Raw genomic sequence first — 24,145 nt, forward strand, 5'->3', positions numbered from 1 at the left:
TTCCACCCCCGAGGGAGTGACCGATGGCGCTCGCCACGAAACTGGCCCATCTACTACGTTTAGTCCGGTGCCCCCGACCATAACCGCGTTTCATGAAAAACCGCAGGCTGTCTACCTGCGGTTTTGTTTTTGCAATTATCTGTATGGTCGGAGGTTCGCTATCCAGCCCCGTAATCCGGCATAGTTTTGTTCGCGGCGGCCCAACCGCGCGTTTAAGCGCGGGGCCGGTGGGGCATTTTTGCCCCACCGGCCCCTATTCCAGCGCTACTCCGGCTTGGTTTCTACCGTGGGAGTCTTGTTCGCCGCAACTGGAGTACGGGCGGTGTCCATAGTCAGGCAGTGCTTGGGGCAGCTCTCGATGCACTCGCCGCACACCACGCAGGCGTACGGGTCGATCGACCAGGTACCACCCTTGCGATCGACCGCAAGCGCGCCCGCCGGGCAGCGACGCGCGCACATACCGCAGCAGATGCACACGTCCATATCGTTGACGATATGCCCGCGCAGGCGCTCGGGCACCGTCAGCTCCTCCTGCGGATAGCGCACCGTGACCGGCTGCTTGACCATAGAGCCCAAGGCCGTCTTGGCAAATGTCAGCAAACTCATGCCGCGCCTACCTTTCCGTGCAACTAATGCAGGGGTCGATGGTCAGGATAATCATGGGCACGTTGGCAATGAGCACGCCCTGCAGCGCATGCGTCAGGCCCGCCAGGTTTTGCGACGTCGGCGTGCGCACACGGAAACGGTCCAAATTCTTGGTGCCGTTACCGCGCACATAGTAGTACGCCTCGCCGCGCGGCTGCTCAATCACAACCTCGCCGTGTGCGCCGTCGGCCGGCGTAAGCTTGGTGCGCCCGCCGATGCCGTCGTGCGGAATCTTGCCCACAAGCTCCTTAATGATGTCCATGGCCTGCGTGACCTCGGCACAGCGCACCTGGCAGCGGGCATAGCAGTCGCCATCGGTGGCAACGATGGGCTCAAACGCAGCCAGGTCCGCATAGGCACCGTCGCCAAACATGCGCACGTCGTAGTCCACGCCCGAGGCGCGCCCAAACGGACCGACCATCGAAAGCTCCAGCGCGTCTTTCTTGCTGATCACGCCCACGCCATGCAGGCGCTCGCCGCAGCTGTTGTCGTCCAAAAAGGTATGCACCAGGGCCTCGTAGTCGGGGCGCATGGCATCGAGCGTCTGGACAATGCCCGCCAGCTCGGAGTCCTCGATATCGTGCTTAAGGCCGCCGATCTCGTTAATCGACAGAATCACGCGGCCGCCGCACGTGCTCTCAAAGATCTTGAGAATCTGCTCGCGCAGGGTCCACGACCGATAGAACAGCGCCTCGAAGCCAAAGGCATCGGCGAGCAGGCCCAGCCACAGCAGATGCGAGTGGATGCGCGAAAGCTCATGCAAAATGGTACGGATATACCGCACGCGGCCGGGCACCTCGATATCGAGCATGCGCTCGCAGGCGCTGGCATAGCCGCAGCTGTGACCCACGGCGCAAATACCGCAGATGCGCTCGGCGATATAGCCAAACTGGTGCATGTCACGCTTTTCGGTGAGCTTCTCGAGTCCGCGGTGCACAAAGCCGATCTGCGGAATTGCCTCGATAACGCGGTCGTCCTCGAGCACCAGGTCCAGGTGAAGCGGCTCGGGCAGCACCGGGTGCTGCGGGCCAAACGGAATAACGGAGCGATGTGCCATGGACCTTACGCCTCCTTTTTCTGCTTATCGCGGGCGGCTTTGGCGGCAAGCGCCGCGCGAACCTCGGCCGCTTTCTCGGGCTCCATGGCGGCGAGCTTTGCCTCCATCTCGGCAGCCTTGAGCGCGGCCTTGGCGGCAGCCTCGTCATGCTGAGCATCGGAGCCGGCAGCCGCAGTGGGCTGAGCGACGGCAGCGCCCGCAGCATCGCCAGCGCCCTCCCCCGCAGCGGCCGCGGCAGCGGCGGCCTTCTCGGCCGCGGCTTTGCGCGCCTTGGCCTCGGCAGCGGCACGGACCTTCATGGCCTTCTCGCGCGCAGCCTTCACCTCGGGCGTGATGACGCTCATGGGCTCGGCAGTCGAGACCTGGTAGAAAAAGCCCTTAAAGTCAATCTGCATGTCGGTAATGGCAAGCCCAAACAGGTCGTGTGCCTCATTTTCAAACGGGAACACCGCAGGGTAGTACGAGCTGATGGATGGAATCTCCTGGTACTGGTCGATACCATCGACTACCAGGTTCTCTATCGCATAACTGCCGTCCTGCGCGATCTGCTCCTGGGCAGCACGAACGTTGATGAACGTATAGACCAAGCGATACGTGCCGTCGTCCACATTGCGCTCGGCGTGCATCTGTACAAAGCGGGCACCGGCACCCTTGAGCGCCTGGACATGCGACAGCAGCGCATCGAGCTCGACGGTGGTATAGATTGCCTTTTGCATTACTCGGCCCCCCTTGCAGCGGCGGACGCGGCGGGCGTCCCAGCGGGCGCGTCGCCGGCCTCAGCCGCGGCCACAAATCCGTCCTCGCCCAGCTCAACGCCGCCATCCCAGGTAGCGGCACCGCCCACGGTAAGCGGGTCGCCGCCGGCGCGCATCACGGCCTCCTTCTGGTCCAGGATGCCGCACGCCTCCACGATGGCGTCGATCACCGTCTCGGGGCGAATGGCGCATCCGGGCGCGTACACGTCCACGGGAATTGCCCGGTCCACGCCACCGATCACGTTGTACGCATCGCGGAACACGCCGCCCGAGCACGCGCAGATGCCGCACGCCACCACGCACTTGGGCTCGAGCATCTGGTTGTAGATCTGGCGCACGACGGGCAAGTTCTGGGCGTTGACCGACCCCGTCACCAAAAAGATGTCCGCATGTTTGGGGTTGCCGGTGTTGACCACGCCAAAGCGCTCCGCATCGAACAGCGGCGTGAGCGAGGCCAGCACCTCGATATCGCATCCGTTGCAGCTCGAGCCGTCGTAATGAATAACCCACGGCGAGCGCGACATTTTATGATCCATGGATGCCGCCTCCTAAATAAACACGTCGACGAGGATGGGCATAAGGTTGAGCAGGCCAAACACCAGCGCCACGCCCCAGCCGAGCTTAAAGCAGCCGCGCCAGGTGCTGCGCGCGAAGGTATTGTCAATCAGTACCTCGGCAAAATACGTCATGACCATAACGACCAGGGCGACCAACCAGCTCACCGGGTTGTCCCAAACAAAGAACATGCCCACCCACATCAAAAACAGCACGGTCTCGCACCAGTGCATAAGGGTCATCTTGGCCAGCGTGCCGCCGCTCATCTCGGTGGCGACGCCCTGGACGATCTCCTGATGCGCGTGATGCGAGTACGAAAGGTCAAACGGCGACTTGCGCAGTTTGATGGTAAGCACCGCGAGCAGTGCGAGGAAGATGGGCGCGCTGTACACGATGATGGGGGCCGACTGCCCCGTCACGGCGATGGAATCGAAGCTGTCGGTGGCAAGGTACAGGCCCACACTCATCAGCAAAACGGCGGGCTCGTAACTCATGACCTGCAGCAGCTCGCGGTCGGCTCCGACCTGGGCAAACGGGCTTTGCGTCGAGGCGGACGCCAGCACCACAAAGATCGCAGCGAGGGTAACCATAAAGGCGCATAACAGTGTGTTGGAACCCGACACAAAGATGCCGCCGCCCACCACGGTAAAGACGAGCGCGCACGCCATGTAGGTATCGTCCACGGTGTTTACGCTGGCAGGGGCTTTGCGCAGGAGCTTGGCTACATCGTAGAACGGTTGCAGCAGACGCGGTCCCACGCGGCCCTGCATGCGGGCGGACAGCTTGCGGTCGATGCCGTCGATCAGGCCACCAACCAAAGGCGCCAGCAGGGCAAACGCCACGGTGCCTATAAAGATGCCTACGACACCCGAGCCTTCGAAATACTTGCCGCGCAGCACCGAGGGCTCGCCCATGGCGAGCGTATCGGGACCAATCCATGCGCAGCATAGCAGCGCGAACAGAATGATGCTACAGCACACGATGCTGCCCGCGGGGCCAATACGCTTCTCGCCAAAGGCGTCCTCCAGGTACCAATTGCGCTTTTCGGCCTTCACCTCGTGTCCCATCGAGCCGCGGAAATGACGGTAATTGTCGGTTCCCACGCCCGAAAGATATACGTTTACGTGCGGTTTGTTGCTCACGCGGAATGAAGTCAGCAGCACCACGGCGATAAAAGCCACGATAACCACCATTAGATACATGGCATCCTTGCCAATAACATACGGCACGCGGCCAAACACCATGGCCAAGTAAGGCGACACCAGACCGCTCGAGATAATCGGGAACGCTACACAGCACAGAATCAGCAGCGCGGCGATAGTGTTGAGCGCTATCCATTCGGTCTTATGGACATTGCCCTCCACGTTTTCGGCCGTAGAATCCACGCCCGAGAGCTTGGCGAGCCACTTGCCCCAGAAGAAGAACGTCGCGGCCGAGCCAAAGGCCAGCACCATGATCATGAGCACATTACCGGTCTGCGCAAACGCCACCAGGGCGCCCCACTTAGACACGAGCATGCCAAACGGCGCCACGAACATGCCCATGATACCCAGCATCATCAGGCGCGTCAGGTGCGGCATGCGGCTGAACATGCCGTCCATGTCCTCGATATTGCGGCTGCCGATATGATGCTCGGCCGTGCCCACGCACAGGAACAGCAGCGACTTTGCCACCGTATGGAACAAGATTAAGAAGATGGCGGCCCACACGGCCTCGGGCGCGCCGACACCCAGGCAGGCACTGATGAGGCCCAGGTTGGAAATGGTGGAGTACGCGAGCACACGCTTGGCATTGCTCTGCGAGATGGCCATGAGGGCGGCGAGCAAAAACGTGATGGCGCCCACGCTCGTGACCATAAAGCCGGTCACGGGATAGGTGGCGTACAGCGGGCTCAGCTTGACCATCAAAAACACGCCGGCCTTGACCATGGTGGACGAGTGCAGCAGGGCGCTCGTGGGCGTGGGGGCGACCATGGCGCCGAGCAGCCAGGTGTGGAACGGCATCTGTGCGGCCTTGGTAAGCGCGGCGATCGACAGCAAGACGACCGGCAGCACCAGCAGCGCGGATTGCGCGGTTCCGGCGCCGGAAAGCTCGATCATGCCCGAGATGGTCAGCGGCACGCCGTTGACGTGCAGGAACATAAGGCCCGCCAAAAACGCGATGCCGCCCAGCATGTTGAGGATGATCTGGGTAAAGGCGTTTTTGATGGCCTCGGGCGTGCGCGTATAGCCAATCATAAGAAACGAGCACACGGTGGTGATTTCCCAGCCGCAGAACAGCCACTCCAGGTTGTCGCTCGTCACGATGACGAACATGGCCGAAAGGAACAGGAACATAAGCGCCAGGAACTGCGGGCGTCGGTCGGGCGCGGTCTGCCCACGCAGCGCGGCCTCGTGCTCATCGTGCGCCTGGAAGTCCTTCATGTAGCCCAGGGCATACACGCAGATCAGGCTGCCGACAATGCCGACGGCGAGCACCATGATCACGCTCATATAGTCCAGGTAGAGCGGCGTGGCGGTGACGACCTCGGCCGTGGGCAGCGTCATGGCAGCGAAGGCAACCGAACCCACCAGCTGCACCACGCCGAGCACACCGGTAAGCGCGTTCCTATATTTGAACGCGTTGTACAGGATGACGGCGCACAGAATTACGTCGACGACGGAGCTGATGATCGAGAGCACATGCGAGGTGCCGGGGGCAACCTCAAAGCCCTGCGGACCCGTGCCAAAAAATAAGACGGCGACTACAACGGTCACCGCCATAATAATGCCGGAGCCTACAAGCCCTACCGCATCGCGGGCTCGGTCACTGCGCGCGAGCAGCATGCCCATCGCCGGTACCAGCGGAAACAGGGTAAGGAAATACAGTAGCGTCATACCATCACTCCCCCATGCAAAAACGCTGCAATTGCTTAACGTTATAGCTCAAATTGGGAGTTCAGGCGGCAGGTTTTCGGTCAACTGGGAAGTTTTAGGCGTATGGGGTAAGGGCATGTCCGCTTTGGAGTAGAGAGGCGACGCTCCCCCTCTCGTAGCGGCGGGCGCACGGGCCACTGCGCGCGGTTTATTGACCACTTTGAAGGATGTCCCGATAGACTCGCGGCAATCCAAAAAGTTGGCGCGGCAAGAAAAATGCGCCCCTGCGGACGCACCATCCCGTTCGCTATTCCGCCTTTTTAACGCGCGGTTTACGACCCCGCGGCTTATCGACCAAGGCGGCCTCGCCACCGTCGCGATACTGTCGGCACCAAGCTTTAACCGAAGACTCGCTGGGGATCTTGTGCTTGACCATGACCTCACGCACCGTCAGACCGTGTTCCAAGCGGTCCTTAACCACGGCAAGCTTAACGTCAAACGAATATGTGTGGTGATGAGAGCCCGCATTGAGAACGGCGTCGGCGCCGCCCACGGCATACGCACGGGCCCACTGACGGGCTGTGGCCTGGGGGATGCCAAGCTCTGCGGCGAGCGCGCGATGGCCGACCCCTTCTTGGAGGATCTCGACAGCGCGCTGCCTAATCTCGGGCGCATGCGTGCGAGTCCTTGTTGTTTCTGACATACCTGCCACTTCTACTTCTTAGCCTTAAACGTTAAATTGCTTTCTTACGTGCAAGTTAGATAGTAGCATTTTACTGTTTGCTCAAAGCAGTTAATTAAAATAGACGCGGCGCTATCTGGGAATTTGACACCAATTTACGACATTTCTTTATTGATTATTTACGCTGGTAACTAGCTCGCAGCTAATCGTCATTCGCTTGCCAGCAAAATTGGCATCTCTTTATATCCTTTGGAATAGAGGGTATGATTATTAACCCCTCCTCCAATAATTTTGAGCAGCCTGCAAGGCAGTAGACGCCTCACTCCCCATGATTAGCGCGCATTGCCGTCCACCGGGGCAAAACAAAAAGGGCGGGACCTGCTGCGCTTGCAGGCCCCGCCCCGATTGACACCCGATGGGACGCGGCCGGGCGAGACAGATCCGTGCTACCGCCCCGCCTGGCCGCGATGTTCAACTACAGCTCGTTGGCCGCGTGATATGCCGTGCGAATGGCGTTCGCAATGTCGGCGGTGCGCTCGCCCGAGCAGTCGCCCACACAGGTCACGGGCACCGTAACGCCATCCAAGTCAAACGCGTTGGCCTTGGAACCGACGGCCATCACCACGTAATCGCAGGCGATCTTCACCGGCTCCTCGGCGCCGTCATCGGCAGTGCGAATGGCCTCCACGCCCTCGTCGGTAATGGCGGTCAGACGGGTCTTAACATGCTGCTCCACGTTGTGCTCTGCAAAGTCGCTCATAATCAGCGGCAGAATGGTCTCGGACTCGCCCGCGGCAATCTTGTCGAGCATCTCCACGATCGCCACTTCGCAGCCGTGCTGCAGCAGGTACTCGGCAGTCTCGGTGCCCACCAGGCCACCGCCAATGACGGCGACGCGGCCCGTAAGCTCCACCTTGCCGGCCAGCACGTCCCAGCTCGAGACGACCTTCTTAGAATCGGCACCCGGAACAGGAATGACCACGTCGTGCGCGCCCACAGCCACAATCGCGGCGTCGGCGGCGTTGAGGTCCTCAGTGGTAGCGGCATGGTTGAGCTCAACCTTCACGCCCAGGCCGGGCAGAATCTTCTCGTAATACTCGACCGAGCGCATGATCTCGTCCTTGCGCGGAGGCGCGGCCGCCAGCACAATCTGGCCGCCCAGATGATCGCTCGCCTCGTAGACGGTCACGTCGTAGCCGCGCTTGGCCGCCACGCGCGCGGCCTCCAGACCGGCAATACCGCCGCCCACAACGGCGATCTTCTTGTCGCCCTCGCCCGGCTTAATGGCGATGGTAGCCTCGTCGCCGTTCTCGGCATTGAGCACACACGAGATGTACTTGCGGTTTTGAATCGCATCGACGCAGCCCTTGTTGCAGTTGAGGCACTCGCGGATGGGCTCGCCCGTGGCGGCCTTCAGCGCAATGTCGGGGTCGCACATGAGCGAGCGGCCATAGGCGATGATATCGGCCGCGCCGTCTTCCAGGATCTTCTCGCCAGCCTCGACCGAGACAACACGGCCCACAGTTGCCACCGGCACGGAGACCAGGGCCTTGACGCGCTCGGCCACGGGCAGCGTCCAGTTGTAGGGCATGGCGCCCATGGACGGAATGGTGTCGCCCATATTGCCGGTGTGGTTGGCTTGTGCAACCTGGATCATATCGATGCCCGCGCCCTCGAGCAGCTTGGCGAACTCGCAGGCCTCGTCGGGCTGCAGGCCGCCCTTGCCACGCAGCGTGCCGTCGGGGTTCTCCATGATCACGGGGAGCTTATACTCCACCATCAGCTGCGGCGCGGCTTCCTTGATGGCAGCGACGACCTCCAGCGCGTAGCGAACGCGGTTCTCAAACGAGCCACCGTACTCGTCGGTGCGCTTGTTGAGGATCGCGGAGCACAGCGAACCCACCAGGCGGTCGCCGTGGACCTCGATGGCGTCGATGCCGGCCTGCTGCGCGCGAGCGGCCGAGGCAGCGATGGCCTCCTTGATCTGGGTGAGCTGCTCTACGCTCGCCTCGTTCACAAAGTGCTGCATGTCGTGGTGCAGCTTGGCATATGCCTGCTTGCGGATCTCGTTGGACTCGGCCATCTTGGCGGCAAAGGTCTCCTCGTCGCCGGCGGCCTTGGCCTCCTGCGCGGCTTTGGCCGCAGCCATGGAGCCCATGACCATGCGGCCGACACCGGGCACATCGTACTCGGGGTGGAACAGCTGCAGCGCGACCTTGGCACCGTGTTTGTGGACGGCGTCGGCCAGTGCCTTAAACGTGGGGATCTGGGCGTCGGTTGCCAGCTTGGGCGTGGGGCTTGCGGTCATGACGGGAGCGACGTCGCCGATGACGATGTAGCCCACGCCGCCACGGGCCAGACGCTCGTAAAAAGCCAGGCTGCGCTCGCCGATGGAACCGTCGCGCTCCTCATAGCCGGTGGTCAGCGGCGGGAACATAATGCGGTTCTTGAGCTCAAGGGGGCCAACCGTAATGGGCTGGAGCAGCTTGGACGCAGGTGCGGTCATGGACATTCCTCTCTTGTAGACGCGGCGGCGATGGTGCCGCGTAGTTGTTTAGAGGATATGGCATGGGGGTACAGCGGCACAACGAAAATCGGCGAATATCAGGTGGCGGCAGGCGGATGGGGCGGGACCGGCTGCCGGTTTGTCTCAATCTGTAACAGCTACCCAGCAAAACCGGGTCTTACTGTTACAGATCGAGATATTCCTCTCGACCCATCCTCAACAATCTAAATCTGTAACAGCTAGACCCACTTTTGACCCCTACCTGTTACAGATCAAGACAATAGAAACCATCCCAACAAAACGTCTCGATCTGTAACATCTATCGACCAAAACCGGCCCTAGGCGTTACAGATCGAGACAAACCAAACCGGGCTTCCGAATAATCTTGATCTGTAACAATTAGACGACAAAAATCGCTCCTCGTGTTACAGATTTAGACAAACGGAGGCTGGCGTGCTGGTTTGTCTCGATTTGTAACGGCCAGACGTCCAAATCGGGTCCATCTGTTACAGATCAAGATATTGTTTGAGAAGCTGCGGACCGTACCGAAAACACGATCCCGGAATAACAAAAAAGCTCGTCGGCTAGGCCGACGAGCTGCAAGTTCTTGGTCGCGGGGGCAGGATTTGAACCTACGACCTCCGGGTTACGGATATGGCGGGCCGTCAAACAGCGATTGGACTAAAGCCGGGCCTTCCACAGTGTTTAGTCCTATAAACAGTCCAACATCTTTATTTCTAGTCGTTAGATTGGACTAAAATGACTTTGATTTCGGTATTTAGTCGTATCTTACGACTAAATACCAGCCACGAGACCGTTAGGAGCGATCTTGTACTACAGCGATCACGACGTCCTTGAACTCATCGCCCGTATCGAGAAGCCCTACGAGAGCGAGGTTATCGAGCTCAAGGAAGCGAAAAACGACTTCAGTTTCAAGAACCTCGGGAAGTACTTCTCCGCCCTGAGTAACGAAGCGGTCCTGCGCGGGAAACAAGACGCCTGGCTCATCTTCGGTATGGACAACGACAAGGTCGCATGCGGAACCGCTTACCGAGAAGGAAATCCGGCCAACCTTAGATCCCTTAAAAAGGAGATTGCGGACCGCGCGAACAACCACCTCACCCTGAGAGAGATCCATGAACTCAGGATTGACGGCAAACGCGTCCTCGCGTTTCAAATCCCCGCCGCAACGCCGGGCATGCCAACGGCGTTCAACAATGCGGCATGGGCGCGCGAGGGCGAATCACTCGGGCCACTCCCCATCGATAAGTACGAGCAGATACGCCAAATGCGGAGGCCGGACTGGAGTGCCCTCGAAATCGAAGAAGCAACCTTCGAGGACCTCGACCCCGAAGCCGTGAAGAAAGCGGTGGGGCTCTTTCTCTCCAAGCACCGACGGCATTCCGGGGCGTTCGCGGACATGGATGACCGCACGATTCTCGACATGGCAAACCTAACCAGAAACGGCAAGATCACCCCGACGACACTCATCCTGCTCGGAAGGCCGGAATCCACCCGCTTGCTCGATGGGATGAGCCCGCGCATCACCTGGACTCTCTATGCCTCCAATGGATCGGTAACCTCTTACGAGCACTTCAAACCACCCTTCCTTCTCGCGATTGACCAGGTACTCGGGAAAATCCGCAACGAGAAGTACCGGTTCAACGCAAATGGCGCGAGTCTGTTTCCCTTTGAGGCTGACCAGTACGAACCCGAGATCATCAGAGAGCTCCTGAACAACTGTATCGCCCATCAAGACTATTCCATGCAGGGGCGAATCAACGTCGAGGAATTCGAGGATCACCTCGTTTTCCTAAACGAAGGGTCCTTCATTCCGGAGACAATCGAAAATGCGATGCGGCCGGGTTTTAAGCCAAGCTACTACCGCAACCCCTTCCTTTCCGAGGCGATGGTGCAGATGGACATGATCGACACCATCGCCATGGGAATCCCCAAAGTATTCCAGATGCAGAGAAAGCGATACTTCCCCCTACCCACCTACGACCTTTCGGATCCAACCCGCGTGCGCGTAAGTGTCTACGGTAAGACCATCAATGAGAGCTACAGCAGGCTACTCTATGCTAAGCCGGACCTTCCGATGGACGTCGTCTACCTTTTGGACAAGGTTCAAAAAGGCGAGGAAATCACGAACGAGGAGGCCTCAGAGCTGCATCGACTCAAGCTTATCGAAGGCAGGTACCCCCATATCTCCATCACGAACGCCCTTGCCTCGAAGACGGGACAGGAGGTGTCTTACACGCGCAGCAAAGGCCTCAATGAAGAGGCCTGCAAGGCGCTTGTCATTCAGATGCTCTCAGAAACGGGGCCCGCACCACGTGCGAAAATCACCGCCCTCATCAACGATCTTCTCCCCTCGGGCCTTACCGACGCGCAAAAGGCCAAGAAGGTATCGAACCTTCTAGCGAAAATGAAGAAGGTGGACAAGACCATCGATAGCGACGGAACGGGAAAGACCGCAAGATGGCATGCCCTGTAACATCGTGATAGATCTTACCGTCAGATGCACGGCCCCCAACAGACCGACCGCGATGCGTCCGGGCACCTTACCGGGCGCATCGTCTAGCATCGGAATCCTTGCTCGCGATATCTATCCCCACCAGAATCTGGATACCGCAAGCGTTGTTTTCGATGACATCCCCGCATTTTGTAGTCAGAAAACAGTCGGCTTATAGGACAAAAAGTGTGTCCAATAAGCCCAGTAATTGCCGAAGCGCTTTTAAAGTCCGATCTCCGCGATTATTTTTTTCATCTCGAGGGCCCATCCGAGCTGTTCCTCGATGTACCCCGGCCATGCGTCCTGGTGGCCCTTGATGGGGTGGCCCGCCTTGTAGAAGCGCAGTCCCGAGGCCTTTTTCGCATCGAAGGGTGCCGCCGTCAGCCCGAGGCGCTCCTCGAAGATTCCGCTGTTGGCGATGGCGCGGTGCCCGATCTCCTTGTCGTCGTCCACGTACAGCTCGATACCCGTGCGGCCCTTGTGCGTATCGATGAGCAGGGCGAGATGGTATGCCGAGACCCCCAGGCGAAGCGTCGACCAATGGTCCTTGCTGGGCTTCTGCGGGCTGAACTCCTTGAGGAACTCCGGATGGCCGCCCGCCACCTCGCGGTACGCCGTCCAGTACGCCAGCTTGACCTTTTCGGTTTCGCTGAGCCCTTCGGAGAGCTTCACGGCCTTGGTCCACTCGTTCGGCTGCTCGACCACGCCGAAGCGCGGGGCGGGCAGGGAGTCCCCGATCTTCCAGAGCTCGACCTCGACCAGGAAGAACCCGAAGTCGCTGTCGGTGTGCTGGTTGAGCCACTCGATGGCCTGGCGGTGCTCGTCGCGGGCGCGCGCCACGACCCAGATGACGACCTCTGCGCCCTTGCCGGCGGCGTACGTGATCACCTTGCCGAGGTGGTCGTGGTTGGTGTCCTCGAGCTGGTTCTCGATGATCACCTTGCGGCCCGTACCGGACTCCTGTGCGTAGATGTCCACGTTGAACGATCCGACCGAGGACTCAGTCTCTATGAGCTCGAGCTCGATTCCGACCGCCATCCCGAGGGTTGCGAGGTTCTGCTCCTCGGCCAGCCACTTGGTGAAGTCGTGGGCCTCATGCGGCCACACCTCGCGCAAGGGGACCTTCTTGATGGTGTCCAGGTTATAAGTCTTCATCCGTCACCCTTTCGCCCGATGCGTGCCTTTCGCAGTCTTCAAGTTAACTGCCATATCTGGCTCCTCTTTTTGTTCTAGTTTACCGAATCGGCTTATAGCCCAACGGGGCCCGACCGTTCCGCAGTTGCGGGGCCTGCCGCCTGTAGCAACAACCTGAGCTCCCCCGCAAGTCTCCTGGACCCGCCTTTGAGGCTAACGAACGTGAGGCCGCCCGAGATGAAGCCGCCGACGACCGGAACGACTTTGCTCACCGCGTCGCCGAAACTGCTTTTGGTGATCTTGACGCCGATTCCGGCAAGAACCTTTTTGATGATCGGGTAGTAGCTCGTCTGCGTAAGCGCCTTGCTGGCGACCTTCTTGGCGATATTCGACTGAACCGTTTTGGAAAACGCCGTCAACGCGGAGTTGGCCCCGCTCACTCCAACCATCACAGCCAGGAGAAGGGCAAAAGCCGCCAAGGTCTCATCGTCCATCTCGTCGCAATCGTCGATGAAGGACTGCCAGCCGTAGAGATACGCCAGTTTCTGCATGATTCGAAAGGCGTGGACATAGTACTGCGTCACGTCCGCTGGGATCGTTCCGAGCATCGCGAGCCCTCCGGGCAATCCCGCGGAAAACGAAAGGACGGTCGATTTCTTCGCCTCGAAATCAATAACGTCCATGGCGATGGAGTCGACAAGGCCGGAATCCACCCCGGCGGCAGCCGGGCTCATTGAAATCGCGAGCTCCACTCGCTCGTCCGAGACGCCTCGTTTCCTGAACTCAGAACGGAGAAAATGGCCGCGCTCAATCGCCACGCCCTTCAGCCTCATCACCTTCTTGAGGAAGGCAATGGCGTATCTCTGGGCTTCTTCCTCCTGCCGATCAGCCTCGGCCTTTAGGCCCCCAATACCTTCTTTCACAGAATCGGACTCGGATAGCTCCGCCCCCTCTTTTGGCCTTACGGCACTTCCCTTCACGCTACTCACCGACCTTTTCGGCATAGAGATTAAATAGATGGGAGACGATCTTGTTTTCGTCGCCATCGAAGTCGACGCCATATGCCGATTCAACGGCGGCATCGAGCCTAGCATGGGCTCTCATAAGGTCTGGAAATAGAAATTCGCTATCGGGATCGTATAAATCCGCTAACGACGAGCCGCCGTATAAAGCCCGGGCGTCCAGCACAAGTTGGGCGCACCGAGTAATTTCTTCAACCATTTCGTTAGTGGTAGAAGGGAAAACGAAGCTGTTGTACACGGCTGGCGCATATTCATAGTCCGATTTTAAGCGTCCAGACACGGCGCGTATCCAGCATTGGTGGAAATTCGATTGAAGCAGACCGAATAGGAACAGCGTAGCATCAGGAATAATGTGCAACTTATCGCTGACCACAACGTCAGGAGACATGAACCCGATGGGAACATACCTCCTTCGGCCAGAAGTAGTCTTCGGTAGGACAAGAAAATTGCTATTCGGCTGTCTGTCCTGAGTAAACTCCATCGGCCTATCGGCATATTCCCTAACTGACCGAGTCGGACTGGACATCCTGGCCTCTTTTACCTTGTGGAGCCTGGACATTATTTCAACGTTCTTTTTGATCCTGCCAGGATTAGCGCCCTTCAGGTAAAAACAGGCCCTGGGTTCCCCCCGCAAGAATTCCCTTGCGCCCATAAACGGTCTGACGAGATCCTCTAGCTCAGGATATTTCTGCTTAAAAGCCTCGCCTTCCTCATGGCTAAAAATGAGATTACCGCCATCCGTTGGCTGACTCCCCTTGGTCATGGCCGGGGCACCATAATTTACGGACGCTCTTCGCGACTCGACAGCTATGGATGGGCCGTCAACGAGATAGCCATTTATATTTGAAGCAATTTCGACGTTGTCATCCGTATAAATTTTCTTTGCAACCCCTCTGGCAACATTAGAAGCAAAGCCGACAATAATGCAATGGACATGTGCGAGGTCCGCCGCCTCCGATCCCCAGATAAAAGTACGGTGCGCGAAGACGATCTCTATACCTCTAGCGAACAGGTTTTTCCAAAGAATCGGAACGGACTCCCCCTGACAAACAGAGTTAGTTGAAACAAATGCTGCGACGGCCTTGGTGCCGTGAATAAATTCGGCAGCGCGTTCATACCAGGCGCAGACATAGTCTAATTTGCCGTACTTCTTGACATTCGTCGAGGCAAAAACGACCGTCATGTCCTCCTGTTGGGATTCGCTTCGCCACTGATGGCCAATAAACGGCGGGTTCCCCAAAACGTAATCGATCTCTCTGGCGGGCACTACATCATTCCAGTCAATCCGCAGGGCGTTCGCGTTGACAATACCTTCGTAGTCCGTGAGCGGAAGTTCCTGATAGACGCGCTGCGTCACCTTTGCCGTATCGGCATCCGCCTGCTTCTCAGCAATCCAGAGCGCCGTGCGGGCAACGCAGCAAGCGAAGTCCTCCAGCTCAATACCATGGAAGTTTTTTAGGTTTACCAGCACGTCGCGATCGCCGGAATCCTCAAAACTGAACGACGTTTGATCGCCTTGGAGCTCGAAAAGGATGCGATTCTCCAGTCGCCTCAGGCACAAGTAGCTCTCCGTCAGGAAGTTGCCCGATCCGGCGGCCGGGTCGAGGATGGAGATGTCACCAATCTTCTCATGCAAATCCTTGAGGGCGCGAGTTCTCGCGCCGCCCGCAACGGGCTTGGCGCAGGCCTCCTCAAATTCGGCTTTGAGGCCGTCGAGGAAGAGCGGGTCTATGACCTTGTGGATATTCTCCGGGCTCGTGAAGTGCTGACCGTTTGCTCGGCGGTGGTCGTGCGACAGCGCCCCCTCGAAGATGGAGCCGAAGACCGTGGGGCTCACGCCCGTCCAATCGAACTCCTGGCACCCCTCGACGATGAGCGTATGGCGGAAGTTCTCGGACAGGGGCGGAATCTCCGTCTTCTCGCGGAAGAGGCCGCCGTTCATGTAGGGCAGCTTCTTCAGCCAGGGCTCGGCGTACTTGTCGCGGTCCTCATCCTTGGTGTCGAGCCAGACGAACAGATCCTTGAGGCCTCGCCTGAGATCACCCGCCTGGAAGTGCGAGACGTAGTCGCGGAAGGCGTTAGGAGCCATGAGTCCCGAGTCCTCGCAGAACATGAGGAACATGAGGCGCGTCATGAGCACGGAAAGCGCATGGTGATTCTCGGGCGTGTCGGGGTCATCGAACGCCTCGGCGACCTGGTCATGAAGTTTCGACATGATCTTGCCAGCCTCGACGGAAACGGCGCGGGAGATTGTGGCCGGAGCCTCCGCCCCACCCTTGAGAAACTGGATGGCCGCGAGGTTCTTGGGGAGCTCGGCGAGCGGCAACTTGAAAAGCGGCTCCCGACATAGCGAATCCCGCTCGCGGTCGAAGACCCAAAACTCGGCAAAATTGCAAGCAATGATGTAGCGCGGCTGTTGGGAAAGGGGCATACCCTGGGCGTAGGCGTTTCCTTGCTTCGCGGGCGTCACCTTGCGGCCCTGGCGCGTCTCCTCCTTGGCGAGATCGATTCCAAGCGACTTCTGTTCGACAAGGGTTTTAGCCGACGGTATGAAGACATCGATGTAGCCCTCGTGCGCGCTCGCATCCGTCGAGACGGGTTTCTCAAACTCAAGCCGCGAAACGGCATCCTCGACGCCGAGAACACTTTGGTAGAAATCGATCCAGAACCGCTGCGTGTCCTGGTTCTCATTTCCCTTGTTCGCCCACCTGCTTGCAAAAGCTTCTGCGTCGGCTTTCTTTCCCGGCATACGGACCCTCACTCGATAGCCTTTTCCACTGAGGAAGATTCTACGGGTTCTTCACCTCTTTTTAGCTGGTTTTAGTTTTATTGGCATCCATTTTGCCTTGGCGGTCGTTGCAATCTGCTCATATTCCGCTCGGAAGTCTTGACCGTATCCTTTGTTTAAAAGAAAACAGCCCAGAGGAACAATGCCTCTGAGCTGCTAAAAGTCTTGGTCGCGGGGGCAGGATTTGAACCTACGACCTCCGGGTTATGAGCCCGGCGAGCTACCAGACTGCTCCACCCCGCAATGTCTGGGCGCCTCATGTGCGCAAGAAAGAATATTACTCTGGAGTTCGGTGAACGGCAAGGAAATTCTCGTAAAGCATAATTCCTTCATATTTAAAACCCCTCAGCCCATATCACCGTAAACGAATCGCAGCCGAGCGCCGTCGACAGCACGTATACAATGGTGCGCGTCCTTTTATGCCGAAACCGGGAGTAGACATGCTGCTCGCTATCGATATGGGAAACACGCAGACGGCCATGGGCCTGTTTGACGGAGACGAGCTGGTGCAGTCGTGGCGCATGCCCACCGACCGCTCCTATACCGCAGATGAGATCCATGTGCGCCTGATGGGTTTTTTTAAGATGTACGGCCTTTCGCTCGACGCGGTCGACGCTATCGCCTTTGCGGGCGTGGTGCCGCAGCTCTCGCGCGAATGGCATGCCGTGGCCGACCGCATTGCCGCAGACGCCATCGTCATTGGGCCGCAGACGGCCGCCGTGACCAAGCTGCGCGCGGCGCGTCCCCAGGCCGTAGGTGCCGATCGCGTCGCCAACGCCGTTGCGGCTGAGACTTTCTACGGCGCGCCGGCAATCGTGGTGGACTTTGGCACCGCAACCAATATCGACGTCATCGATGAGGACGGCTATTACATTGGCGGAGCGATCGCGCCGGGCATCCGCATCTCCATGGATGCACTTGCCGCCCGCGCCGCCAAGCTCGCCAGCGTGCCGCTCGAGGCGCCCGAGCACGCCATCGGCCGCGATACCGAGGAGTGCATCAAGGTCGGCGCCGTGGTGGGCACCGCCGCTATGGCCGAAGGCCTGGTCGCGCGCATGAAGCGCGAGCTGGGCCGCGAGGATGCCACCGTTATCGCCACGGGAGGCCTCGCCGGCATCGTCGCCGATTCGACCGATGCCTTCGACGTGGTCGATGGACAGCTCACCATTAAGGGTATCTGCGAAATCTACCGCCGCATGCAGGAGCTGGGATAGGGCAGGAGCTTAAGTCGAGCACGAGCGCGAGCGGCGAACTAGGCAACGCATCGAGCCTGTTCCTCAAAAACGAATAATTTTCAGTTTTGAGGAATAGGCTCGAAGCACGCTAAGCCTCGCCGCACAGCCACCTCGCCAGGTCCACGATCTGCACTCCGTCGCGATCCGTGGCCTCGTGATGCGTGCGGGCGAGAATCATCTTGGGATACGCATCGCCAATGCTCAGCAGTGGCGAAATCTCGCGTTCAAATGTCTTATCCGAGCTGATGTCGTCGCTCACCTGAATGTAGAGCTTCTCGCTTCGCTTGATTGCTACAAAGTCTATTTCCTTTTTATAGAGCACGCCGACGTATACCTCGTATCCGCGGCGCAGCAGCTCGATTGCCACTATGTTCTCGTATACGCGCCCCCAATCCATATCACGTGTACCGAGCAGCGCGTATTTGAACGCGTGGTCTGCCAGGTAATACTTCTCGCCGCTCTTAAGGTATTTCTTGCCGCGAATGTCATATCGACGAACTTTATAGAAGGCAAACGCATCGCACAGGTACCCCATGTACGCACCGACCGTCTTGTTCGTAATCTTTAGCCCATCCGCATTTAATGCATCGGTAATGTTGCGTGCCGACGTAATGTTGGAAACGTTGTCCATCATGTAATCGGCAATGCGCAGCAGCGCCGATTCGTTTCTCACGTTATGCCGCTGCACGATATCTCTCACAATGAGCGTCTTAAAGACGTTGGAGAGATATTGATAGCGCTGCTCCTGCAGTGGATAAGGGTAAGAGCCGGACATACCGCCGGTTCTCGCGTACTCATCGAAGTCACGGTCGACCTCGCCCTCGTCGCCATAGAGACGATACTCCTCAAACGAGAATGGGAAAACCTCGATCTCGAACGTGCGCCCCGTAATGAGCGTCGACAGATCGCTCGACAGCAAAAAGGCATTCGATCCGGTGATGAAGATGTCATACTGCTCGGATGCGTGGAGGCTGTTGATCGCACGCTCAAAACCGTCGCACATCTGAACCTCATCGATAAGCAGAAAGTTTTGTTTGCCGGGCACCCGATGATCTTTTACATAAGCGAGCAACGCGTGATACTCGAGCAGGTTCTCAAACTCATCGAGGTTGTAATTGATATGGATGACATTCGAATTAGGCAGATTTGCCTCCACATAATCGCGGAGGGCCTCGAGCAATTTTGATTTACCGCTGCGGCGGATGCCCGTGATGACCTTGATATCCGGCGCACCAATAAGACTCGTCAACGTGTCCATATATGACGCTCTATTGACGAGTTTCATCGGGCCTCCTCGCGGTCTTTTATCGCTATTCCTCAAAAACGAAAAATTTTCAGTTTTGAGGAATAGGCTCTATAGCGAATATACCTCGCGAAAGGCCGAGCTGCCTTAATCCTATTCCTCAAAAACGAAAAATTTTCAGTTTTGAGGAATAGGGCCGCGATGCCACCCTGTAGTCGCGCAAAGACCCTCCCCGGTTGAACCGCCTCCCATTTCTCGTGTCCAAGAAATGGGAGCCAGTTCAGAGGCCGAGGAGGGTCTTGTAGTCATCGTTATCTTTGAGCGCGAACATCTCGCGTTACAGTCCGCGAATCCGTACGGCCTCGGGCGGAAACTCCTGCTCGCCGGCATCGGTCTTGATGGTCGCGCGACCCCAGATGTCCAGGCCCGCAAACACACCGACCGCAAGCGGCAAGCCGTTGGGCGACACCGCCGCAACCTGGCGGCCCAGCAGCGGCACCATGTCGAAGTACTCGCCCAGCACGGGAGCCAGCGGGCCGGCGGCGCCCTGCGGTGTGTTGGCGACAACCGCCCAGGCGTACACGCGGGCCAGCACGGCGGTAGTCAGCGCTTCGACCAGCGCTTCATCGGCCACATCCACGCCAAGTTCGCCCAGCGCAGCGCGCTCAATATCCACCGTCACGGCACCGAACATGCCCGCGGCACCGGCACCGCCGTTGACGGTGACGCGTGCAAACGACGTCTCAAACGCGGGCGCGCCGTACACGATATCGCTCGGCCACTGAATGCCCACCTTACCGGCAAGACCCAGCCCCGGCGTCGATGCCGTTCCCGCGAGCGCGTCCATCATGCCCATCGCCGCCACAAACGGCAGGCCATGGAAGGCGTGCATATTCACATCCGGGCGCACGACCAGCGAAAACGTCAACGACGCCTCGCCCACGCTCCAAGCGCACCAGCCCGCGGGCACACCCTCGCGACCCGCGTCACGTGCCGCGTCGAGCTCGGTACCGGCGGCAACAGCATTCATCTCAATCATCTACATACGCCCCAATTCGCCCACGATATGGCCCACGCGATCCTCGGGCTCCTTGACCTCTACACCGTTGTAGCGGAAGAACCGCGCCGGGTCGTGCATCAGGTCCTCGAGCGGCACCAGCACAAAGTCGCGTTCGCCAATGAGCGGATGCGGCAGGCGCAGCTTTTTGCCGCCATGGGTCTCGCCATCCATCCACAGCAGGTCCAGGTCGATGGTGCGTGGGCCGTTGACCTTGGCCTTCTTGGATCGGTCGCGCCCCAGCTCGGCCTCGATCTTCATAAGCTCGTCGAGCAGCACCAGCGGCGCCAGCTCGGTCTTGATCTCGATGACAGCGTTGGCAAACGCGTCCTGGCGCGTCTCGTAGGCCGGCTCGCTCTCGTAGATGCGCGAGCAGTTGGACACACAGGTGAGCGGAATCTCGGCGATCATGTCGCGCGCGGCGCGGATGTTGTCGCAACGATGCCCCAGGTTGGAGCCCACGGCCACAAACGCGCGACGCGGCTGCGGCTTGGCAACAGCCCAGTAGCCGTTCAGGAACTGCGCAAAGCCGGTGACATCGTGCACGCGCACGATGTTGGCACCGGCCTGGATAGCGCCCAGGCACACGCCAAATGTGGCGGCATCGCGCTCGGCGGCCTCGGTCACGCCCGAGACGGCGCCCACAAAGCGCTTGCGCGACACGGCGCACATGAGCGGATAGCCCAGCGACGCCATCTTGGCGGTCTCGCGCTGGATGACGATGTCTTCGTTGGCCGTCTTGCCAAAACCCGGACCCGGATCGATGCAGATACGGTCGCGTGACACGCCGGCGTGGATGAGCGCGCGGGCCTGATCGGACAGAAAGCCCATGACGCGGCGCATGATGGGCGCCGAATCGGGCAGGGTAAAGCGGCGAAGCTGCGAGGTGGGCACATAAGCCTCCTCGCGGCGGGCGCTGCGGCGCATCATGGCGGCCAAGTGATCGCTGGGCTCCGGCGCGGGCTCAGGGGTCGCGGCGGCCTCGGCGGCAGGGGCAGCCTGCTCGGCGGCCGGCGTCTCCTGCTTCTGCTCGCCCGTTGGCCCGGGCGCTGGCTCCGGATCGCCAAACGGCAGCGAGGGCTGCACCACGCCACCCGGCAGTTTGGCCTCCGTCTTGGGCTCGCCCAGCAGCTTGCCGCGACGACGGCGGGCGGGCTTCTCGGCCTCGCGCGCGGCCTCGGCAGCCGCCTCGCGCGCCTTCTCGGCAACAAACGCCGCGGCAGAGGTATCGAGCTGCACCGTTGCATGCGTGCGAGCGGGCGCGGCGACCTCGCCGGCGTGCATCACGATGACGCCGCAGGTGCTCGTCGCGACAAACTCGACCATCTTGGGGTCGGTGAAGCCGGTCACGTCGTTGACGATCGAGGCACCGCAGCGCACGGCTGCCTTGGCAACCGCCACATGACGCGTGTCGATCGAGACGATGGCGCCCTCTTTGGCAAGCGCACGCACCACGGGCAGCACGCGACGCGCTTCCTCATCGGGATTGACCGGGGTAAAGCCGGGGCGCCACGTCGACGTGGACTCGCCGCCCACGTCGATGATGTCGGCGCCGGCATCGAGCATCGCCAGGCCGTACTCGATAGCGGCATCCTGGTCAAAGTGCTCACCGCCGTCGCTAAAAGAATCGGGCGTCACGTTGAGGACGCCCATGATGCGCGGACGGTCAAAGCTGAGCTCGTACTTTCCGCACCGCCATGTCTTGCTGTCGTTCGCCATGAACATCCTCCTAAAATGCCCGCGCCGCCACGCTCGGGCGCAGGCGGCGGGGTCGCTTTGCAATTAGTTTTTCTATTGTATCCGCGCACGCGGGCTAGAACGCAAACGCGGCAGCGATGTCGCAAGAAATCAGCAGGTCGGCATTTGCATCCTGATCGGTGGGAGCAAGATTGCATATGGCCAGCGTATCGCCGGTAAAGTATCGCGTAAGACCCGCCGCCGGATACACCACGAGCGAGGTCCCGCCCACAATGAGGGCATCGGCCGCGGCAATGGCGGCAACGGCGTCGGTCAGCACATGCTCGTCGAGCGGCTCCTCGTAGAGCACCACATCGGGCTTAATGCGCCCGCCGCACGCGGGGCACACGGGCACACCCGCGGCGTCCTCGTGCCCGCGGGCGCAAATCCACTCGGCGCTATAGACCGCGCCGCACGACTGGCAAATGTTGCGATGGACCGATCCGTGCAGCTCGAACACGCGCTGCGAGCCCGCCATCTGATGCAGGCCGTCGATGTTTTGCGTCACCACGGCACCAAGCTTGCCGGCACGCTCCAGCTCGGCCAGCTTGGTGTGGCAGCGGTTGGGCTTGGCGCCAAGCGAGATCATCTTGGTGCGGTAGAAGTCGAAGAACTCGGCCGGATGCGCCTCGTAAAAGCTATGCGAGAGCATGGTCTCGGGCGGGTAGGCAAACTGTTGGTGATATAGGCCGTCCACGCTGCGGAAATCGGGAATGCCACTCGCCGTGGAAACACCGGCGCCGCCAAAGAAGACCACACGCTTGTGAGTACCAAACAGCTCCGCCAGTGCGGCGGAGGCCCGCTTGGGATCCGATATCGCCTGCGTCATATAAGTCCTCCGTCCTTGTTGGTCGGGCAGCGTCGGGCGACATCCCGGCATGCGGCCTTTGAGTCAGCACGCGCGGAGCCCACCACCGCCCCTTTTGCGCTAATCTTAAGCCTGCAAACCCCGTCGAAAGGACACCATGCCTCAGACTTACACTTTCGCCTCGTGGAACGTCAACGGTCTGCGCGCCGTGCTCAAAAAGGACCCGAGCTTTATCCAGATCGCACAGGAGCTCAATGTCGATATCCTGGCGCTGCAAGAGACCAAGCTGCAGGAGGGCCAGGCCGATATCGACCTGCCCGGCTATCACCAAACCTGGAGCTACGCCGAGCGTAAAGGCTATTCGGGCACTGCGGTCTTTAGCCGCCAGGAACCGCTGCGCGTGCTGCGCGCCGATGCGCTGCTGCCTTACGCCGGCGAGGGCGCGGCAGCCGAGCTCGTGGCGCAGGCCGCGACCGAGGGCCGCGTCTGCGCGCTCGAGTTCGACAAGTTTTGGTTTGTGGACGTCTATACGCCCAACGCCCAAAATGAGCTCGCGCGCATCGATGTGCGCATGGCCTGGGACGATGCCTATCGCGGCTTTTTGGCGGGACTCGAGCGCGAGACCGGCAAGCCCGTGGTGACCTGCGGCGACTTTAACGTCGCGCACGAGGAGATCGACCTTAAGAACCCCAAGTCCAACCGCGGCAACGCAGGCTTTTCGGACGAGGAGCGCGGCAAGTTTACCGAGCTGCTCGACGCCGGGTTTACCGATACCTGGCGCGCGGCAAATCCCGACGTCGAGGGCGTCTACAGCTGGTGGAGCTACCGCTTTAATGCCCGCAAGAACAACGCGGGCTGGCGCATCGATTACTTCCTGGTGAGCGACGCCATCGCCGGCAACGTGCGCGACACCGGCATCCGCGGCGACATCTTTGGCAGCGACCACTGCCCCGTCACCCTCACCCTAGAGCTCTAGCACCAGCCGACCCCTCGGGGACGAAGCAAAACGGATCATTTTCACCTCGCGAGGGAATCCACGCGGCACACCCGCCACGAAACGCGCCCATCTACTACGTTTAAGCCACCACCCTCAACCACAACGAGCAGCGCAAAAAGAAAACCGCAGGTAGAAAGCCTGAGGTTTTTAATAAAACGCGGGTATGGTTGGAGGTATCAAGCTAAACGTAGTAGATGGGCTAGTTTCGTGGCAAGCGCCGTCAACTGATTCCCTGGGGACGTCTGGGGGCGGAAGAAAGCAGATCGATTTGGCTCTCTGAGGGCCACGACGCCCGTCATATCAGCCGGCCATTTTAAAACTATGCCGGTTTACGGGGCTAGATTGGCACAGGCAGACCATACCGGCTTTTTCCGAAAATAGACGATCCGTCTACCTGCGGTTTTATTTTGCTTGAATTGCGTTTGGTTGGGGATTTGCGATTCAGCCCCGTAAACCGGCATAGTTTTAAAATGGCCGGCTGATATGACGGGCGTCGTGGCCCTCAGAGAGCCAAATCGATCTGCTTTCTTCCGCCCCCAGACGTCCCCAGGGAA

General features: G+C 59.6%; 17 protein-coding genes and 1 tRNA gene. 3 read left to right on the forward strand and 15 right to left on the reverse strand.

Going from position 1 to position 24,145, the window contains the following annotated elements; all coding sequences use genetic code 11:
• Positions 1–264: 264 nt before the first annotated feature.
• The 7 genes from ACTNB2_RS03610 to bilR all read right to left on the reverse strand — a co-directional run bounded on the left by ACTNB2_RS03610 (position 265) and on the right by bilR (position 9,055).
• Positions 265–606, reverse strand: coding sequence for a 4Fe-4S dicluster domain-containing protein (locus tag ACTNB2_RS03610; RefSeq protein WP_441041506.1), 342 nt, complete (start codon positions 604–606; stop codon positions 265–267).
• 7 nt (positions 607–613) lie between these two features.
• Positions 614–1,702, reverse strand: a complete 1,089-nt coding sequence (locus tag ACTNB2_RS03615; RefSeq protein WP_441041505.1) for a hydrogenase large subunit — start codon at positions 1,700–1,702, stop codon at positions 614–616.
• Positions 1,703–1,707: 5 nt separating this feature from the next.
• Positions 1,708–2,418 (reverse strand): NADH-quinone oxidoreductase subunit C, encoded by a 711-nt coding sequence (locus ACTNB2_RS03620; protein ID WP_441041503.1) that lies wholly within the window; start codon positions 2,416–2,418, stop codon positions 1,708–1,710.
• Positions 2,418–2,993 (reverse strand): NADH-quinone oxidoreductase subunit B family protein, encoded by a 576-nt coding sequence (locus ACTNB2_RS03625; protein WP_441041502.1) that lies wholly within the window; start codon positions 2,991–2,993, stop codon positions 2,418–2,420. The genes ACTNB2_RS03620 and ACTNB2_RS03625 overlap by 1 nt, the downstream gene beginning before the upstream one ends.
• Positions 2,994–3,005: 12 nt before the next feature.
• Complete coding sequence (locus ACTNB2_RS03630; RefSeq protein ID WP_441041501.1) at positions 3,006–5,888, reverse strand: proton-conducting transporter transmembrane domain-containing protein; 2,883 nt, start codon at positions 5,886–5,888, stop codon at positions 3,006–3,008.
• Positions 5,889–6,174: 286 nt separating this feature from the next.
• Complete coding sequence (locus ACTNB2_RS03635; protein ID WP_229770663.1) at positions 6,175–6,570, reverse strand: helix-turn-helix domain-containing protein; 396 nt, start codon at positions 6,568–6,570, stop codon at positions 6,175–6,177.
• Between the two features lie 454 nt (positions 6,571–7,024).
• Entirely contained in the window at positions 7,025–9,055 is a 2,031-nt protein-coding gene (bilR, locus tag ACTNB2_RS03640; RefSeq protein WP_441041500.1) for a bilirubin reductase, long form, read from the reverse strand.
• A gap of 829 nt (positions 9,056–9,884) precedes the next feature.
• On the opposite strand from bilR, the gene ACTNB2_RS03645 reads away from it, so the two are divergent.
• A complete protein-coding gene (locus tag ACTNB2_RS03645; RefSeq protein WP_427718032.1) occupies positions 9,885–11,552 on the forward strand; it encodes an RNA-binding domain-containing protein in 1,668 nt (555 codons plus the stop codon).
• Positions 11,553–11,792: 240 nt separating this feature from the next.
• Here the strand turns inward: ACTNB2_RS03645 and ACTNB2_RS03650 are convergent, their stop codons facing one another.
• From ACTNB2_RS03650 to ACTNB2_RS03665, 4 genes are all read right to left on the reverse strand, one after another.
• Complete coding sequence (locus ACTNB2_RS03650) at positions 11,793–12,725, reverse strand: DUF4268 domain-containing protein (protein WP_441041498.1); 933 nt, start codon at positions 12,723–12,725, stop codon at positions 11,793–11,795.
• Positions 12,726–12,817: 92 nt separating this feature from the next.
• Positions 12,818–13,684, reverse strand: a complete 867-nt coding sequence (locus ACTNB2_RS03655; RefSeq protein ID WP_441041496.1) for a hypothetical protein — start codon at positions 13,682–13,684, stop codon at positions 12,818–12,820.
• Between the two features lies 1 nt (position 13,685).
• Complete coding sequence (locus ACTNB2_RS03660; RefSeq protein WP_441041495.1) at positions 13,686–16,475, reverse strand: class I SAM-dependent DNA methyltransferase; 2,790 nt, start codon at positions 16,473–16,475, stop codon at positions 13,686–13,688.
• 205 nt (positions 16,476–16,680) lie between these two features.
• Positions 16,681–16,757: transfer RNA gene (locus ACTNB2_RS03665), tRNA-Met, on the reverse strand.
• Between the two features lie 197 nt (positions 16,758–16,954).
• Between ACTNB2_RS03665 and ACTNB2_RS03670 the strand changes: the two genes are divergently transcribed.
• Positions 16,955–17,728, forward strand: a complete 774-nt coding sequence (locus ACTNB2_RS03670) for a type III pantothenate kinase (RefSeq protein WP_427718022.1) — start codon at positions 16,955–16,957, stop codon at positions 17,726–17,728.
• Positions 17,729–17,837: 109 nt separating this feature from the next.
• Here the strand turns inward: ACTNB2_RS03670 and ACTNB2_RS03675 are convergent, their stop codons facing one another.
• From ACTNB2_RS03675 to ACTNB2_RS03690, 4 genes are all read right to left on the reverse strand, one after another.
• Complete coding sequence (locus ACTNB2_RS03675) at positions 17,838–19,007, reverse strand: ATP-binding protein (RefSeq protein WP_441045715.1); 1,170 nt, start codon at positions 19,005–19,007, stop codon at positions 17,838–17,840.
• A 322-nt stretch (positions 19,008–19,329) separates the two neighbouring features.
• The gene (locus tag ACTNB2_RS03680) at positions 19,330–20,031 is read right to left on the reverse strand and encodes a hypothetical protein (RefSeq protein WP_441041492.1); all 702 of its coding nucleotides are present in this window, start codon (positions 20,029–20,031) and stop codon (positions 19,330–19,332) included.
• A complete protein-coding gene (gene folK, locus ACTNB2_RS03685; protein ID WP_441041490.1) occupies positions 20,032–21,768 on the reverse strand; it encodes a 2-amino-4-hydroxy-6-hydroxymethyldihydropteridine diphosphokinase in 1,737 nt (578 codons plus the stop codon).
• A gap of 94 nt (positions 21,769–21,862) precedes the next feature.
• On the reverse strand, positions 21,863–22,615 hold the full coding sequence (locus tag ACTNB2_RS03690) for an NAD-dependent protein deacylase (RefSeq protein ID WP_441044793.1): 753 nt from the start codon (positions 22,613–22,615) through the stop codon (positions 21,863–21,865).
• Between the two features lie 136 nt (positions 22,616–22,751).
• Between ACTNB2_RS03690 and ACTNB2_RS03695 the strand changes: the two genes are divergently transcribed.
• Positions 22,752–23,570: an exodeoxyribonuclease III gene (locus tag ACTNB2_RS03695; RefSeq protein ID WP_154516667.1), complete on the forward strand. Its 819-nt coding sequence runs from the start codon at positions 22,752–22,754 to the stop codon at positions 23,568–23,570.
• Positions 23,571–24,145 lie beyond the last annotated feature (575 nt).

This window comes from Collinsella sp. HCP28S3_G2, from assembly GCF_052065125.1.
Lineage (GTDB): Bacteria > Actinomycetota > Coriobacteriia > Coriobacteriales > Coriobacteriaceae > Collinsella.